Annotated in this window: 16 protein-coding genes and 2 other annotated features (1 of these 18 cut by a window edge); of the genes, 13 read left to right on the forward strand and 3 right to left on the reverse strand. The window is 37.8% G+C overall.

Features of this window, described 5'->3' with window-relative positions; all coding sequences use genetic code 11:
- Nucleotides 1-196: a binding site (T-box leader), on the forward strand (it extends 66 nt beyond the left edge of the window).
- Between the two features lie 55 nt (nt 197-251).
- Nucleotides 252-1,886 carry a methionine--tRNA ligase gene (gene metG / locus AC6BKE_RS05240; protein WP_089933745.1) on the forward strand — a complete coding sequence of 545 codons (1,635 nt, stop codon included), beginning with the start codon at nt 252-254 and terminating at the stop codon, nt 1,884-1,886.
- A gap of 107 nt (nt 1,887-1,993) precedes the next feature.
- Here metG and AC6BKE_RS05245 read toward each other — a convergent pair whose 3' ends face one another.
- Nucleotides 1,994-3,565: a 2-isopropylmalate synthase gene (locus tag AC6BKE_RS05245; RefSeq protein WP_101966891.1), complete on the reverse strand. Its 1,572-nt coding sequence runs from the start codon at nt 3,563-3,565 to the stop codon at nt 1,994-1,996.
- Between the two features lie 91 nt (nt 3,566-3,656).
- Nucleotides 3,657-3,895 (reverse strand) — a binding site (T-box leader).
- 198 nt (nt 3,896-4,093) lie between these two features.
- Here AC6BKE_RS05245 and AC6BKE_RS05250 point away from each other — a divergent pair.
- Nucleotides 4,094-4,846, forward strand: coding sequence for an HAD-IIB family hydrolase (locus AC6BKE_RS05250; RefSeq protein WP_499856102.1), 753 nt, complete (start codon nt 4,094-4,096; stop codon nt 4,844-4,846).
- 76 nt (nt 4,847-4,922) lie between these two features.
- On the opposite strand, the gene AC6BKE_RS05255 is transcribed toward AC6BKE_RS05250, so the two are convergent.
- Nucleotides 4,923-6,617, reverse strand: coding sequence for a methyl-accepting chemotaxis protein (locus AC6BKE_RS05255; RefSeq protein ID WP_499856103.1), 1,695 nt, complete (start codon nt 6,615-6,617; stop codon nt 4,923-4,925).
- 311 nt (nt 6,618-6,928) lie between these two features.
- Here AC6BKE_RS05255 and AC6BKE_RS05260 point away from each other — a divergent pair, with 311 nt between their 5' ends.
- From AC6BKE_RS05260 to AC6BKE_RS05275, 4 genes are all read left to right on the forward strand, one after another.
- The gene (locus AC6BKE_RS05260; RefSeq protein ID WP_499856105.1) at nt 6,929-7,423 is read left to right on the forward strand and encodes a DUF1648 domain-containing protein; all 495 of its coding nucleotides are present in this window, start codon (nt 6,929-6,931) and stop codon (nt 7,421-7,423) included.
- 374 nt (nt 7,424-7,797) lie between these two features.
- Nucleotides 7,798-8,232: a DUF1801 domain-containing protein gene (locus tag AC6BKE_RS05265; RefSeq protein WP_170829872.1), complete on the forward strand. Its 435-nt coding sequence runs from the start codon at nt 7,798-7,800 to the stop codon at nt 8,230-8,232.
- Nucleotides 8,233-8,610 carry a VOC family protein gene (locus AC6BKE_RS05270; RefSeq protein WP_089933750.1) on the forward strand — a complete coding sequence of 126 codons (378 nt, stop codon included), beginning with the start codon at nt 8,233-8,235 and terminating at the stop codon, nt 8,608-8,610.
- Between the two features lie 61 nt (nt 8,611-8,671).
- Nucleotides 8,672-9,652, forward strand: a complete 981-nt coding sequence (locus tag AC6BKE_RS05275; protein WP_058843905.1) for a GNAT family N-acetyltransferase — start codon at nt 8,672-8,674, stop codon at nt 9,650-9,652.
- A gap of 48 nt (nt 9,653-9,700) precedes the next feature.
- Here the strand turns inward: AC6BKE_RS05275 and AC6BKE_RS05280 are convergent, their stop codons facing one another.
- Nucleotides 9,701-10,138 (reverse strand): Rrf2 family transcriptional regulator, encoded by a 438-nt coding sequence (locus tag AC6BKE_RS05280; protein ID WP_036128579.1) that lies wholly within the window; start codon nt 10,136-10,138, stop codon nt 9,701-9,703.
- A 190-nt stretch (nt 10,139-10,328) separates the two neighbouring features.
- Here AC6BKE_RS05280 and hmpA point away from each other — a divergent pair, with 190 nt between their 5' ends.
- From hmpA to AC6BKE_RS05315, 7 genes are all read left to right on the forward strand, one after another.
- On the forward strand, nt 10,329-11,495 hold the full coding sequence (gene hmpA, locus AC6BKE_RS05285; protein WP_036128577.1) for an NO-inducible flavohemoprotein: 1,167 nt from the start codon (nt 10,329-10,331) through the stop codon (nt 11,493-11,495).
- A 228-nt stretch (nt 11,496-11,723) separates the two neighbouring features.
- Complete coding sequence (locus AC6BKE_RS05290; protein ID WP_036128575.1) at nt 11,724-11,984, forward strand: metal-sensitive transcriptional regulator; 261 nt, start codon at nt 11,724-11,726, stop codon at nt 11,982-11,984.
- Nucleotides 11,985-12,026: 42 nt separating this feature from the next.
- Nucleotides 12,027-12,368 (forward strand): rhodanese-like domain-containing protein, encoded by a 342-nt coding sequence (locus AC6BKE_RS05295; RefSeq protein ID WP_036128573.1) that lies wholly within the window; start codon nt 12,027-12,029, stop codon nt 12,366-12,368.
- Between the two features lie 11 nt (nt 12,369-12,379).
- Nucleotides 12,380-12,679, forward strand: a complete 300-nt coding sequence (locus AC6BKE_RS05300) for a rhodanese-like domain-containing protein (protein ID WP_499856107.1) — start codon at nt 12,380-12,382, stop codon at nt 12,677-12,679.
- A gap of 63 nt (nt 12,680-12,742) precedes the next feature.
- A complete protein-coding gene (locus tag AC6BKE_RS05305; protein ID WP_499856109.1) occupies nt 12,743-13,291 on the forward strand; it encodes a sulfurtransferase TusA family protein in 549 nt (182 codons plus the stop codon).
- 16 nt (nt 13,292-13,307) lie between these two features.
- Nucleotides 13,308-13,703 carry a DsrE/DsrF/DrsH-like family protein gene (locus tag AC6BKE_RS05310; protein ID WP_036128567.1) on the forward strand — a complete coding sequence of 132 codons (396 nt, stop codon included), beginning with the start codon at nt 13,308-13,310 and terminating at the stop codon, nt 13,701-13,703.
- Between the two features lie 81 nt (nt 13,704-13,784).
- Entirely contained in the window at nt 13,785-14,912 is a 1,128-nt protein-coding gene (locus AC6BKE_RS05315) for an MBL fold metallo-hydrolase (protein ID WP_036128565.1), read from the forward strand.
- Nucleotides 14,913-15,018: the final 106 nt, after the last annotated feature.

The following is a 15,018-nucleotide window of genomic DNA, read 5'->3' on the forward strand; positions in this document are numbered from 1 at the left end:
TGAGGTAAATGAACCCTTTTGAAAATGACCTTTGAGCTTCGTACCGAAAGCTTTTTAGCAAGTAGATTACGACGAGATGGGCACTCGTTACAACAGCGGCAGTATCTCTCATTTTGAATGGAGACGTACTGATGGAGACAAATAGTGTGAGCTATTTGTAAATATAGGTGGTAACACGGGTATACTCGTCCTAATCAGATTTGATTAGGACGATTTTTTTTACCATTTTTTAGTGAGGGGAGCAAACTAGAATGACAATTGTTATTGGAGGCGCTTGGCCATATGCAAATGGTTCTTTGCATTTAGGGCATGTTGCCGCACTATTACCAGGTGATATTTTGGCTAGATATTACCGACAAAAAGGTGAGCAGGTTTTATATGTATCAGGCAGTGATTGTAATGGTACACCTATTTCTATTCGTGCAGCACAAGAAAATACAACAACAGAGGCCATTGCCAATCACTATCATGCTGAATTTACGCAGTGCTTTCGTGATTTAGGATTTACCTATGATTTATACACTAGAACAGATGCAGAACACCATCATGAATCCGTAAAGGGCCTATTTTTACAGCTACTAGCTAACAATTTTTTATACAAAAAGAAAATTGAACAGGCTTACTGTGAGACAGATCAACAATTTCTACCCGATCGATTTGTTGAAGGAATTTGCCCAAATTGTGGTGCAAAAGCAAGGGGAGATCAATGTGATAACTGCTCAGAAATCTTAGACCCACTGGATTTAATAGATAAACGTTGCAAAATATGTGGCAATGAGCCTGTTATTCGTGAGACAGAGCATTTTTATTTTACCTTTAGTCAATTTCAAGGTAGATTGGAGTCTTATGTGGCAGAAGCGAAGGCCCATAAACGTTGGCGAGATAATGCTTTAGGTTTAACGGAGCGTTACTTGGCAGAAGGGGTTCCTGACCGAGCAGTAACAAGAGATTTACCAAACGGCATAGATGTCCCAGTGCCAGGCTTTGAAGGGAAAAAAATATATGTATGGATTGAAGCAGTAGCTGGTTATCTATCAGCAAGTCTAGAGTGGGCAAAAGAGCATCAAATAGCGATTGAAGATTTATGGAATGAAGAGACCATTTCGTATTATGTCCATGGGAAGGATAATATTCCTTTCCATACGGTTATTTGGCCAGCTATTTTAATGGGAATTGGGGCGCAAGCATTACCAACACATATCGTATCGAACGAATATTTAACATTAGAAAAACGAAAATTATCAACTAGTCAAAATTGGGCTGTGTGGGTTCCGTATATTTTAAGTCGTTATGACGCAGACGCCATTCGCTACTTCTTAACGATGAATGCGCCAGAAAACCGTGATACTGATTTTTCATGGCGAGAATTTATTTACAGTCATAATAGTGAATTACTCGGTGCCTATGGTAATTTTGTCAATCGTACATTGAAGTTTATTGAGAAATCCTTTGCCAGCCAGGTGCCACAGGCTGAAGTAGATAGCAATATTCGTAAACAAACCGTTCAGCTGTTTAATGAAGCGGGCAGGCTGATTGAAGGAGGGCATTTTAAACAAGCGTTAGAAGCCATTTTTGAGTATATTCGAGGGGCTAATCGCTATTTTGACGTACAACAGCCATGGCAACAAGTAAAAGAAAATGTGGAGGCTAGTAATCGTACACTAGCAACCTGTGTCTATATTATTGCTAATTTAGGACAGCTACTGCATCCTTTCTTACCATTTTCAGCAGAGAAGGTAAGGAATATGTTAGGCATACAGGAAATGATGTGGCATGAACAAGTAGAATTGCCTCAAATGATTCAAGCAGTAGCTCCTTTGTTTGAACGTCTTGACATTGAACGAATTGAAGAAGAGTATCAAAAATTAGTGAGGGACAGTCGTTAGATTTGAAAAAGCAGTATGACTCATATGATCTGACCCCAAAAAGATAGATTGATGTCTAATTTTTACGGGGTAGTTCACATACGACATACTGCTTTTTTCAATTCAATTTAATTCATCACAGGTGTTAATTTTGCTACAACAATGCTATTGATAGCATTAATATAGGCTAGGGCACTGGCCTTTAGAATATCTGTATCAGCTGCTTTGGCAATATACTTTTCGCCATCATACTCAATCGTAATTTTCACCTTACCTAAAGCCTCTTTGCCTCGTGAAACACTATTGATATTGTATTCCACTAGTTTTATATCTATGTTTGTAATTTCTGCAATGGCTGAATATAAGGCATCGATTGGGCCAGAGCCTACTGCACTTGCTTTAAAGACTTCGCCGCCTTTACGAACTTTCACACTTGCAGAAGGGAAGCTAGTATTGCTGACGACTTGTAGATCGTCGATATCAAAGAATTGGTCACTATAATGTGTGGCATTTTTATTATTGGCATCATGTTTTTCATAATAGCTTTCCACAATAACGTATAAGTCGTGATCATATACTTCCTTTTTCGCATCCGCTAGCTTTAAGAAGCCTTCAAAAATGCCTTCAAATTCATCTGTAGAAAGATTAGTAAACCCTAATTTTTCAAGGGCATTTTTTACTGCATGGCGACCAGAGCGAGCTGTTAGTACTAGCTCCATATCATCAAGACCTACGTCTTCAGGGTGGACAATTTCATAAGCATCACGAGATTTTAGCAAACCATCCTGATGAATACCAGAAGAATGCGCAAACGCATTATCTCCCGTAATAGCTTTATTGACCTGGACATCTAGACCCATAAAGCTAGAAACAAGGCGTGAAGTATTCATAATCTCTTTTGTATTGATACGTGTCTCAGCGTTGTAGACGGAGCTACGAGTTTTTAGCGCCATGACAACTTCCTCTAATGCAGCATTACCTGCACGTTCACCGATACCATTGATTGTACATTCCACTTTATCCGCCCCATTTTTAATGGCAGCAAGTGTATTAGCCGTTGCCATCCCTAGGTCATTGTGACAATGAACGCTTAGAAGAACGCTATCGTTTAAATTTTTCATACGGTCATTTAATTTAAAAATCATCTCTCCAAATTCTTCTGGTTCTGCAAAGCCAACCGTATCAGGAACATTAATCATAGTTGCGCCAGCTTTCATAACAGCTTCGATTGTTTTCCAAAGATATTCAAAATCTGAACGAGACGCATCCTCTGTGGAATATTGAACTTGCGGCAATAATGATTTAGCGTACTTCACAGCATCTACACCAATTTGTAGAATTTGATCCTTTGATTTGCTGAATTTTTTCTCCACATGAATGTCGGATGTTCCAAGTACCATGTGAATCATTGGATTTTCTGCATATTTTACAGCGTTATAGACGGCATCAATATCTGCCTTCACTGCACGTGCTAATGCTGTAATCATGATGTCGTTCGTGTTGCCGACCTTTTCAGCTACGGCCCTGACAGCATCAAAATCACCTTGTGATGAAGCGGGGAATCCAGCTTCGATAATATCGACCCCTAGTTTTTTCAGTTGCTGTGCAATCTCTACTTTTTCATATAGATTTAGCTTTGCACCAGGCACTTGCTCGCCATCACGTAAAGTTGTATCAAACACCCAAATTTTTCTTCCCATTCTCAAACACTCCTTTTGTCGTAATTAGTATCTAAAATCTACACGTAGGCCAAAGTCATTAAAAAAATAAAAAAACCCATCTCTATATAAAAATAGAGACGAGTTTATGCTCGCGGTACCACTCTAATTGACCTTCTCATTACAGAAAAAGTCCACTTATCGACAGCTATCACTGTCTATCCTGTTAACGGGGGAAACCGACATCCCTTACTACTATGTTCAGGGAGTAGCTCATGGACGAGTTCAAAATGTGTGTCTACCGATTTACACCAACCATCGGCTCTCTACAAGTACACAATCACTTTTACTATTTCCAATCTTGGCCTGCAATGTGTTGTTGAAAGCAATAATACTTGGATATTAACTTCCTGTCAATAATATTCTAAATTTTTTTTTAATTCTGTCTTAAACGATGTGTATCTTATTAATCATTTGATATTTAGTGAAATGTATAGGAAACCACTAAAAATAGTAATTTCTGTGAGATAATAATGGAGTAATTGAACACCATGAAAGGAAGGAAACACCATGAAATTTGTCTTTGATTTAGATGGGACTATTTGTTTTAAAGGGAAACCGTTAAGTGAAGGAATCATCAATGCTTTAGAAGCATGTAGACGGCATGGACATGAAGTGATGTTTGCCTCTGCAAGACCAATACGTGATCTATTACCGGTATTACCAGAATCAATGAGAGCATATCCAATGGTAGGTGGTAACGGGGCATTTGTTGCTCGTGATGGAGAAACAATTGAGGTGACAGCTTTTGCTTCAAAAATAGTGGAGGGTATTCGGCAGATTATTACCGCTTTTCAATTACCATATCTAGTAGATAGTCATTGGGATTATGCTTATACAGGAAGTGAGGATCATCCAATTTATCGAAATCTAGATCCTTTAAAAGCGGCAAAAAAAGTAGCATTGCAGGATATTCATGACATTGTAAAGGTAGTGTTTTTTCCAGGGGAACAGCGAGAAGCTGTATTGTCTGAACTACAAAAGCTTCCGGTGAGTCTGTATGAGCATGCTTCAGAAAATATTGTGGATATAAGTCCTAATGGTATTGATAAATGGAACGGCTTATCTAAATTGGGTGTTGCTGCAGGAGAGTTTATTGCATTTGGAAATGATGCAAATGATGCTTCTATGTTTTTGAAGGCGAAGGAAAGTATCTGTGTAGGAGAGCACCAGGTACGTGAAATGGCTACATTACAAGTTCCTAGCGAGGAAGCTGCCGTCATTGAAATGCTTCTTATGCTAAGTGTAAAGTACAGTACATAGAAATATATAACTAAAAAACTGCTCATTTTCTAGAGGCAATAAGGTGCTGCACCTTCAGAAAATGAGCAGTTTTTATTTAATCTAATTTAAAACGAGAAACTTGCGTGTGAAGCTCTTCTGCCATATTTGAAAGGGTAGCTGCTGAAGCTGCCACTTCTTCAATAGTAGCCAATTGTTCTTCTGAGGCAGAAGCGACATTTTGTAAATTAGATGAGGACATTTGTGCAATCGTTGCTATTTCATCAAAGGAAGCATAAATTTGCTCTGCACTAGATGACATCTCCTCCGACACGGTTGTAGCTTCTTGGATTTGCATGGAAACTTGTTCAATAAGCTCGACAATTTTAGAGAAGCCTTCTTCTGCTACTTTTACAACTTTCATACCAATTTGAACCTCTTGCGTACCGGTATCCATCACGGTCACAGCACGATTTGTATCTTGCTGAATTTCAGAAATTAAAGTAGCAATTTGCTCCGCGGATTTTTTCGATTGCTCTGCTAACTTTTTCACTTCATCAGCAACAACGGCAAAACCACGCCCATGATTGCCTGCACGAGCCGCTTCAATTGCAGCATTAAGTGCTAATAAATTTGTTTGTTCAGCAATATCCGTAATAATCCCAATAATATTGCCAATTTCAATAGAATGTTCATCTAAATTTTTCACAACACTTGCCGACTCTAAGACGGCTGTATTAATTGTTGTCATCTGAGAAATGACACGATGTAATGAATCATTGCCTTTCTTAGCTTCTGAATTCGTTTCGATTGCCAGTTCAGAAACCGCAGCCGTCGTAGAAGCTAATTGCTGTATGCCCTTTGTCATATTTTTCATCGCTTCAGAGCTTTCTGAGGCATTTTTTCCTTGGGCTTCAGAGCCACTAGCAACCTCTTGAATAGAAGAAGTGATTTGTTCTGTAGCCTGTATAGTTTGGTCTGCACTTGCTGTTAACTCAGCAGCAGAGCCACTAACTTGCACTGTGTTTTGACGGACATTTGTAATTAAATCCTTTAAATTTGCAGCCATTTGATTAAAGGCAAGGGCTAAGTCACCCACCTCATCACGGTTTTTAATACGAATTTGTTCGGCTGTTAAGTCGCCTTCCGCTATTTTTTTAGCAGCTTTAGCCATGCCATTAATAGGGCGGGACATTAGGCTTCCTACAACCATTGCAATTATCAGACTTATGACAACAGCAAAGACCCCAAGTAGAAGCATTTGGAGTTTAATATCTTGAATTTGTTTTGATGTAGCAGCCATTTTTTTATCAATATAGTCACTTTGATAATTTGAAAGGTTTTCAACGCGTTCATCAAACTGTTTAATGATTAGGCGTCCTTGAGTACTATCAAGTTTTTCATACTTTTCAGTTTCTCCTTCAGCCTTTAACGCAAACATACGGTCAGCGAATTGTTGGACACTTTGCTCACTTTTGTTAATAGCCTCTAAGAATTTTATTGATTCATCAGAATCTAAAGTAGCCATCAACTCTTCAGATTTTTGCTTAAATTCCTCGCGAGAGTCCTGATTGCTTTGATAATTTTGCTTGTCTCCAAGCAGTAAATAGCCACGCATACTAACAATTTCTTGTTTTGCAATAACTCGTAATTCCTGAATACTGATTGATTTAGTTGTTTGTTCCTCCAGTAATGTACGATAGGTCTTATTTACAGAATCTAGCTGTTTTATATTTAAACCAATTGTCGTAACAAGCACTAAAATCACTATAAAAAAACCGAGTAATAATTTCTTGTAGATAGTAAATCGCATAGTTGAAATGTCCTTTCTCAGTAATTAGTAGAAATGTTACAAAATAATGAAATATGTATATATATCATTTATATCAGATTATACGGATTTTACAAAGTATTATGAGTATTTTTACTGTAATTAATAGTTTGAAGATAATATCAATTTATATGTGATGTGATAAAAAAAGGAGATTTTATAGATAAAATATTAATAATAATAGAGATGGTTAATGATATCTATTGAATATTAAGCCAATTTTCATAAATTTTGAAACTTTATTTATAGTAGTTACGTAGAAGGAGTAATGGAAATGAATAGGGGTGAAGGAAATGTATAGACCAATTTTAAAATTACCCAAAACAAAATCAGAGAAAATATGGAATTATATTGGCGGAGGTATATTTGTTGTATCCATCATCTATATTATATTTGCATGGTTCGAATTACCTAATGAAATTCCTGCGCACTTTAATGGTGTAGGCGAGGTAGATCGATGGGGCTCAAAGGTAGAGTTATTTATTCTTCCATTCATTGGTTTATTTTTATGGATTGTCATGGGACTACTAGAAAGGGCCCCACATATGCATAACTATCCAGCACGCTTGAATGAAAACAATGTAGAAGCATTCTATTTAAATAGCAGAAGAATACTAAATGAAGTGAAAAACCTCTGTCTTATTTTCTTCGCATTTATATCATTCCAAATGGTTCGTATTGGTCTTGGTGAAACAAATTCGTTAGGTTGGTGGGTCTTACCTGTCATCCTATTAGGAACTGCTATTCCGATTATTAAAGGGATAATTGCGACTGCCAAAATAAAATAATAGGTAATAACGTAAACGCTTGAAATTTTTCAGGCGTTTATTTTTTATACCCAAGTTTTCAATAATTCAGTATACTAACAAAACTAAGATGAAAATGTATCAGTACATTATTAGCTGCCAAAAAGGAGATAAAGGTACAGTAAAATGGTGTTAAAGCTAGGCAAAAGGAATTTAAACTGAAGGCTGAATTAGCAGTTGTTATAATCAATAAACCTCGTGATTTGTTAGTTAGAAGTTCTGGTAAAGCACCATTTAATCGAATTATTTCATTTGTGTTCTCTAGTGATGAGATGGTAAATTATTTACAAAAAGTGTTAAAGAGGACTACGCTAGGAGTGAAGGTAGTAAACTACATGATAAAAGTGAGGCAAAATATGAAAAATGTATATATGGAGCAAGTCGAAGAAAAATGGCGTGATGCTTTTAGTGAGCTTGTTGCTGCCGTAGAAACGAATGTACCAGATGGATTTGAACAAACAATGCAATATGGAATGGTCAGTTATGTGGTACCATTAACATCCTATCCTGAGGGTTACCATGTGACACCGAATACGCCATTACCTTTTATTAGCCTAGCTGTACAGAAGCGTCATATTGCACTCTACCACATGGGTATTTATGCAGATCCAGCATTGCTTTCTTGGTTCCAAGAGGAGTATGCAAAGCGAGTGCCCACAAAATTAAATATGGGGAAAAGCTGTATTCGATTTACAAATGCCAAAAATATTCCATTTGATTTAATCGGTGAGCTTGTGTCAAAAATAACCCCTGCGCAATGGATTTCACATTATGAAGGAGTGAAAAAATAGATGAAAAGCGCGACTCCATTTTTAATGTTTCAAGGGCAGGCCAATGAGGCGATTGAACAATATAAGAAGTGGTTTCCAGATTTAGAAGTTGTTAGCTTAGCGTATATGGATAATTCACAACAGGTAGCAATGGCAGTCCTCCATTTAAAGGGATTAAAATTGCTGGTGAATGATAGTGCCATTCAACACGAGTTTACGTTTACTCCATCAACATCAGTCTTTATAGAGTGTGATTCGGAGGAGGAAATAAACCGTTTTGTTGCCCAAATGCTAGAAGGCGGCCAAGCATTAATGCCACTTAATCATTATGGTTTTTCTAAACAGTTTGCATGGATTCAAGATCGTTTTGGCATGTCCTGGCAATTATCGTATGATTGATGAATTAGGAATATAAATAATGAAAAGAAAACAAAAAATAGTAGTAAAAGGGGAATTGAGGATGGCGGTAACTTTAGTGAAGCATGATATTAAATATGCTGAGGCGATGCATGAGTTATCTTCTATGCCGCAGGTGCGAGATGCCCTCGGGTTACCTGCTGGTAAGGTAGAAGATACCATTAATTTTATCAAACGTGAATGTGTGGACGAGGAAGAGGGGAAGACGGTTCCTCGTGTAGTTTTGAATGAGGAAGGGCAACTGATTGGTGTAACATCCCTAATGTTTATAGATCATGATAAAAAGAGCTGTCATATTGGCTCTTGGCTAGGTCACCAATTTTGGGGGAAAGACTATAATCTTGAAGCCAAAACAGCTATCTTAGACATTGCATTTTTCGAGCTAGGACTAGCACGGGTTTTTGCTGGGGCTCGGAAGGTAAATATCCGATCACAAAAAGCACAAGAAAAACTGCCTTTTATTCGATTAGGTGTGGAAAGTAAATATCCAGAGGAGCATTCATGGTTGGAGGTGAAGGAAAAACAACCGTGTGTGTTAAATGTCTTTGAACGTGAAGATTTTGTCCGTTATCGAATATCCCTACAGAAGGTAGATGGCAATCGTGAAGATTTTTTACCACAATTAATGCTAGCTGATGAAAGTGAAATGGTAGTTCGAGAATACTTAGATAAAGGCACTTTATTTGAAATTAAGTGTGGGGAGCTGCTGGTGGGGGTGGCGTTAGTCATTGCGCAATCTGATACAACGATCGAGTTGAAGAATATTGCTATTGTGCCAAAGTACCAAGGGAAGGGAATGGGCAAAGAGGTATTACGACAACTCACTGAAATATGCCAGAAGGAAGGCTATCAAACAGTGCTTGTTGGAACAGCCAACTCAAGTATTGATAATATTGCCTTTTATCAAAAAGCAGGCTTTCGCATGGAGGCTATTGAAAAAGATTTCTTCCGCCATTATCCAGAGCCTATTTATGAAAACGGCATTCGCGCATTAGATATGATTTTCTTTTCAAAGGCATTATAAGTATCTTCATAAAGAAATACCCGTTCAACAAAGGTTGAGCGGGTATTTTTATTTCCCAAGCAGAAGAGCCATTAACTTTTCTTTGGAATGTAAGAAATCGTCTAATGTATAGCGATCTAATACGTTCAAATAGGCTTGTAAAGCTTCATACAGAACACCTTTCAGCTGACATTCTGGGGCTATTTTACATAGATTATTTTCTTTATCGAAACATTCTACAAGATGAAAATCTTCTTCTGTATGACGAACAATTTCACCGATAGTAATGGTTTTTGGATCGATGGCTAAGCGAATGCCACCACCACGTCCACGAATCGTTTCGATATACCCTAATAATCCAAGCTGATGTGTCACCTTCATTAAATGGTTTTTCGATATATTATAAGCATCTGAAATCTCTTGAATAGTTGATAATTGACCATCTTCCTTCGCACCTAGATAAATAAGAGTACGCAGAGAGTAGTCTGTGTATAAAGTTAAGCGCATCAGAACACCCTACTTTCTATAATTCAAAATAATTATAGCATTTTTACATTGAAGTATAATATTTTCAAACCATTTTTAAAGATGTATTTAAAATACATTAATTATGTCCATTTTGTTAAAGATGTATTTAAAATATTGCTTTAAGAAAATGAAAGGGTTATATTGTAATCACGAAAGGATGGTAAGCGATATGTTAAAACAAGAAACAATTCAAATTATTAAAGCAACAGTACCTGTATTAGAAGTTCACGGTGTTGAGATCACGAAGACGTTTTACAAAAATATGTTTCAAGCTCATCCAGAATTATTAAATATTTTTAATCACACGAACCAAGAACAAGGTCGTCAGCAAACAGCATTAGCTAACACTGTTTATGCTGCTGCAGTTCATATTGAAAATTTAGAAGCAATTTTACCAGCAGTAATGCTTATAGCACATAAACACCGTAGTTTAGGTATTTTACCTGAACATTACCCAATCGTTGGGGAAAACTTATTAAAAGCTATTAAGGAAGTACTTGGTGACGCAGCAACCGATGACATTATTAATGCATGGGCTGAGGCATATGGCGTTATAGCAGATATTTTCATTCAAGTAGAAGAAGAGTTATACCAGAAAACTGAGAATAACGGTGGATGGCGTTTATTTAAACCATTAAAAGTGGCGAAGAAAGTTGTTGAAAGTGACTTAGTTACATCCGTTTACTTTGTGAATGAAGATGGCTCACCACTGCCAGCTTATGAACCAGGTCAATATATTAGCATCCGTGTGAAAGTGCCAGGCGAAGAGTATTTGATGAACCGTCAATACACACTTTCACAAGCGAATGCAGAAGACGGCTATCGTATTTCTGTAAAACGAGAAAGCGATCATACGCCAAATGGTAAAGTTTCAAACTATATTCATGATGACTTACAAGTAGGAGATTTAGTTGATGTAAGTGCTCCAGCTGGGTTATTTGTTTTAGAAGAAACGGCTGCACCAATTACATTTGTAAGTGGTGGTATCGGTGTAACACCTTTAAACAGTATGTTGCAATCTTTACATGATGATGCAGTGAATGAAGTAAACTTTATCCAATGTGCTCGTAATGAGAAAGTTGTAGCGTTCAGCGATGACATTCAGGAGAAAGTAAAGGTACTACCGAATGCATCCTATACAGCTTTATTCTCTGAAGAAGATAAGCTTATTACAAAAGAGTTATTAGCAGAAAAAGTTGCTAATAATGCAGATGTTTATGTATGTGGGCCTGTAGGCTTTATGGAAGCTGTTATTAAAAACTTACAGGAAATTGGCGTGAAAGATGAAAAAATTCACTATGAATTCTTCGGACCAGCCATGCAATTAGCTAAATAATATAATGTGTAGGTCCCTGTTATGAGTTACAACTCGTAACAGGGATTTTTTTGCGGACAATCCTGAGAGATGGATTAAATCTGAAACGAGATGAGTGAAGCGGTATGACGGAAAGAGCGAACTATGAAAAAAAGTAGGGACTTTCCCGTTGACAATATACCTTATGGGGTATATTATAAATCACGTAAGCAAGTTCAATCAATCGTTATGGAGGGGGGCGCAAACAGCATGGCTTATGGTTCTAACACAGCAAATCGTGTGAAACGTATGGAAGGCCAATTACGGGGTATTTTACGTATGATGGAAGACGGTCAAAACTGTAAGGATGTTATAACGCAGCTATCTGCCGTACGTTCCGCGGTTGATAAGACGATAGGTGTTATTGTTAGTGAAAATTTATTGGATTGTGTATCAACAGCTAAAGGTGATGCAGAAAAAGTGAATTTCGCTATTCAAGAGGCAATGGATTTAGTTGTGAAAAGTCGATAGTTTTGATATACCCCAAAATGTATAAAGAAGGAGAGTGATCACATGGAAACATGGATTGTTATTGCGCTTATCGCAGCGTTTTTCATTTGGCGAATGAAGCCTACTAAAGGTATTCATTCAATTTCTGCTGCACAATTAAAAAATATGCTTAATGATAAAGATAAGGTATTTATTGATGTGCGTACACCAGCTGAGTATAAGGGACGTAACATTCCGCAATTTAAAAATGTTCCGCTTGGATCAAGCTTTGACAAACTACCAAAGGACAAAGAAATTATTGTCATTTGTCAAAGTGGAATGCGAAGTAGCCAGGCTTGTAAGAAACTAAAAAAACAAGGCTTTAAGCATGTTACCAATGTTCGTGGCGGAATGAGTGCATACTAGGAGGAGGAAAAATGAAGGAAATTACAGCAAAAGAAGTTCAACAAGCAATGGAGCAGGGAAGCAAGTTGAATCTTATTGATGTACGAGAGGTAAATGAGGTAGAGACTGGTCATATTCCAGGTGTTATTCATATCCCGCTCGGATTATTAGAGTTTCGACTACATGAATTAAATAAGAATGAGCCGTATATTATGGTTTGTCGATCAGGTGGACGTAGTGGTTGTGCTACTCAAATACTAGAAAGTAATGGCTTTATTGTATCCAACATGGCTGGTGGTATGCTTGCTTGGGAAGGCGCAGTAAAAATATAGAGCATAGCTATATTTTTTTAGTAAAAATAATACCCATGTAGGTATATGGAGGTTGTTAGGTGTATGAAGTCTGATTTTCAGCTAGATGCTAAAGGACTATCTTGTCCAATGCCGATAGTGAAAACGAAGAAGGTGATGGCTGATTTACTGGATGGTCAAATTTTAGAAGTTTCTGCGACAGATAAAGGATCAAAAGCGGATATTGCTGCATGGGCTGAAACGGTCGGTCATCAATACATTGGTACGTTAGAGGCAGATGGTGTGCTAAAGCATTATATTCGCAAATGTACAAATGAACAAATAGTAGAGATGACATTTGGTCAAATAATTGATCTAGAGCAGATTACCAATCGTGAGGGATTGATTCTTGATGTACGTGAGGAGGCAGAATTCGCTTTTGGACATATTGAGGGAGCAAAATCTATTCCGATGGGTGAACTAATGGCACGACTTACGGAGCTTGATAAAGAGCAGGAGATTTATGTCATCTGTCGTACAGGAACACGCAGTGATATGGCTGCACAAAAGCTTGCTTCACATGGTTTTACAAAGGTATTTAATGTCTTGCCGGGGATGACATCCTGGACGGGCAATTTAACAAAAAGCATTTAATTAGGAGGAATTTAAGATGTCAAACAAGGTAGCAATCATTGCAAGTAATGGTGGTTTATTTGATGCATATAAAGTGTTTAATATCGCAACGGCTGCGGCAGCTTCTGAGAAGGAGGTAGCCATCTTCTTTACGTTTGAAGGGCTGAATCTCATTCATAAACAAGGGATGCATGTACTACCGATGCCTGCTGGCGCGGAGCATTATGCAAAAGGTTTTTCAAAAGCAAATGTACCAGCCATCCCACAACTGGTGGAAATGGCACAAGAACTAGGGGTGAAATTTATTGCTTGTCAAATGACTATGGATGTCATGGGTTTATCAACAGATGATTTTATTGACGGTATTGAAGTAGGTGGAGCTGTAACTTTCCTTGAGTTTGCCAAAGATGCAGCGCCATCACTAACTTTCTAGTAATTTGTTCTTGAGAGTGGGGAGTGACTATAGCTCTCCGCTATAAAAAAAATTGAAATCATACCTATGGGGGTAAAATGTATGTCTATTCAAAAGTGGAGTGCATCACAAGTTGCTAAAAAGGTCATTAATAATGAAGCGCTGTTTATTTTAGATGTTCGTAATGCAGAGGCATTTGAAGATTGGAAAATGGAGGGACATCGATTTGAGTACCTAAATATCCCGTACTTTGAGTTGTTAGATGGGATTGAAGATATTTTACCTAAAATTCCGGCTGAACAAACAGTATTAGTTGTCTGTGCCAAAGAAGGCTCATCATTGATGGTCGCTGAAATGTTGTCTGAGGCAGGTCGTGATGTTGCCTATTTAGCAGGAGGCATGAAATCTTGGAGTGAATATTTAGAGCCGATTAAAGTTGGTGATTTAACAGGTGGTGGAGAGCTGTATCAATTCGTCCGTTTAGGAAAGGGCTGCCTTTCATATATGGTCATTTCTGAAGGTGAGGCAGCGATTATTGATGCTGTGAGATTTACAGATGTATTTACAAGCTTCGCTGAACAGAAGAACGTTACAATTAAATATGTTTTTGATACACATTTACATGCCGACCATATTTCAGGTGGACGCCATATAGCAGAAGAAACTGGTGCAGCTTACTACTTACCACCAAAAGATGCTGAAGAGGTTGTCTTTCCTTATACACCTCTAGTTGATGGAGCCACTGTTCAAATCGGTGCTTCTAAAATAGATGTAGGTGCTATCTATTCACCTGGTCATACAATTGGCTCTACATCTTTTGTCATCGACGGCAGCTATTTATTAACGGGTGATATTTTATTTATTGATTCAATTGGTCGACCTGATTTAGCTGGACTTGCTGAAGATTGGGTTGGAGATTTACGAGAAACACTTTATAAGCGTTATCGCAAATTGTCTGAAGAATTAATAGTGCTACCAGCACATTTCATGATTATTGATGAGCTTAATGCAGATGGAACGGTTGCGAAACGATTAGGAGAGTTATTGGCGCAGAACCATGGTTTAAATATTCAAAGTGACGAGGAATTTAGACGTGTTGTCACGGATCAATTACCTCCACAGCCAAATGCATATCAAGAGATTCGTCAGGTAAATATGGGGAAAATAACACCTGCACCAGATGAACAGACAGAAATGGAAATTGGACCAAATCGCTGTGCTGTCCGATAGCGTATGCTAAAGTGCAATGAGTACGCATGCATGCTTGTAGCGTGTAAATTCCGTGAATGGAAGGCACTCTTCCTTCCTGAAGTTAATAAAGTGGAACCGGCAAAAT

This window comes from Lysinibacillus sp. COL-1 (assembly GCF_059814265.1).

Bases quoted from the DNA above. Each gene is read 5' to 3' on its own strand.
- metG (WP_089933745.1), top strand. From the start codon at position 252: ATGACAATTGTTATTGGAGGCGCTTGGCCATATGCAAATGGTTCTTTG.
- AC6BKE_RS05245 (WP_101966891.1), bottom strand. From the start codon at position 3,565: ATGGGAAGAAAAATTTGGGTGTTTGATACAACTTTACGTGATGGCGAG.
- AC6BKE_RS05250 (WP_499856102.1), top strand. From the start codon at position 4,094: ATGAAATTTGTCTTTGATTTAGATGGGACTATTTGTTTTAAAGGGAAA.
- AC6BKE_RS05255 (WP_499856103.1), bottom strand. From the start codon at position 6,617: ATGCGATTTACTATCTACAAGAAATTATTACTCGGTTTTTTTATAGTG.
- AC6BKE_RS05260 (WP_499856105.1), top strand. From the start codon at position 6,929: ATGTATAGACCAATTTTAAAATTACCCAAAACAAAATCAGAGAAAATA.
- AC6BKE_RS05265 (WP_170829872.1), top strand. From the start codon at position 7,798: ATGAAAAATGTATATATGGAGCAAGTCGAAGAAAAATGGCGTGATGCT.
- AC6BKE_RS05270 (WP_089933750.1), top strand. From the start codon at position 8,233: ATGAAAAGCGCGACTCCATTTTTAATGTTTCAAGGGCAGGCCAATGAG.
- AC6BKE_RS05275 (WP_058843905.1), top strand. From the start codon at position 8,672: ATGGCGGTAACTTTAGTGAAGCATGATATTAAATATGCTGAGGCGATG.
- AC6BKE_RS05280 (WP_036128579.1), bottom strand. From the start codon at position 10,138: ATGCGCTTAACTTTATACACAGACTACTCTCTGCGTACTCTTATTTAT.
- hmpA (WP_036128577.1), top strand. From the start codon at position 10,329: ATGTTAAAACAAGAAACAATTCAAATTATTAAAGCAACAGTACCTGTA.
- AC6BKE_RS05290 (WP_036128575.1), top strand. From the start codon at position 11,724: ATGGCTTATGGTTCTAACACAGCAAATCGTGTGAAACGTATGGAAGGC.
- AC6BKE_RS05295 (WP_036128573.1), top strand. From the start codon at position 12,027: ATGGAAACATGGATTGTTATTGCGCTTATCGCAGCGTTTTTCATTTGG.
- AC6BKE_RS05300 (WP_499856107.1), top strand. From the start codon at position 12,380: ATGAAGGAAATTACAGCAAAAGAAGTTCAACAAGCAATGGAGCAGGGA.
- AC6BKE_RS05305 (WP_499856109.1), top strand. From the start codon at position 12,743: ATGAAGTCTGATTTTCAGCTAGATGCTAAAGGACTATCTTGTCCAATG.
- AC6BKE_RS05310 (WP_036128567.1), top strand. From the start codon at position 13,308: ATGTCAAACAAGGTAGCAATCATTGCAAGTAATGGTGGTTTATTTGAT.
- AC6BKE_RS05315 (WP_036128565.1), top strand. From the start codon at position 13,785: ATGTCTATTCAAAAGTGGAGTGCATCACAAGTTGCTAAAAAGGTCATT.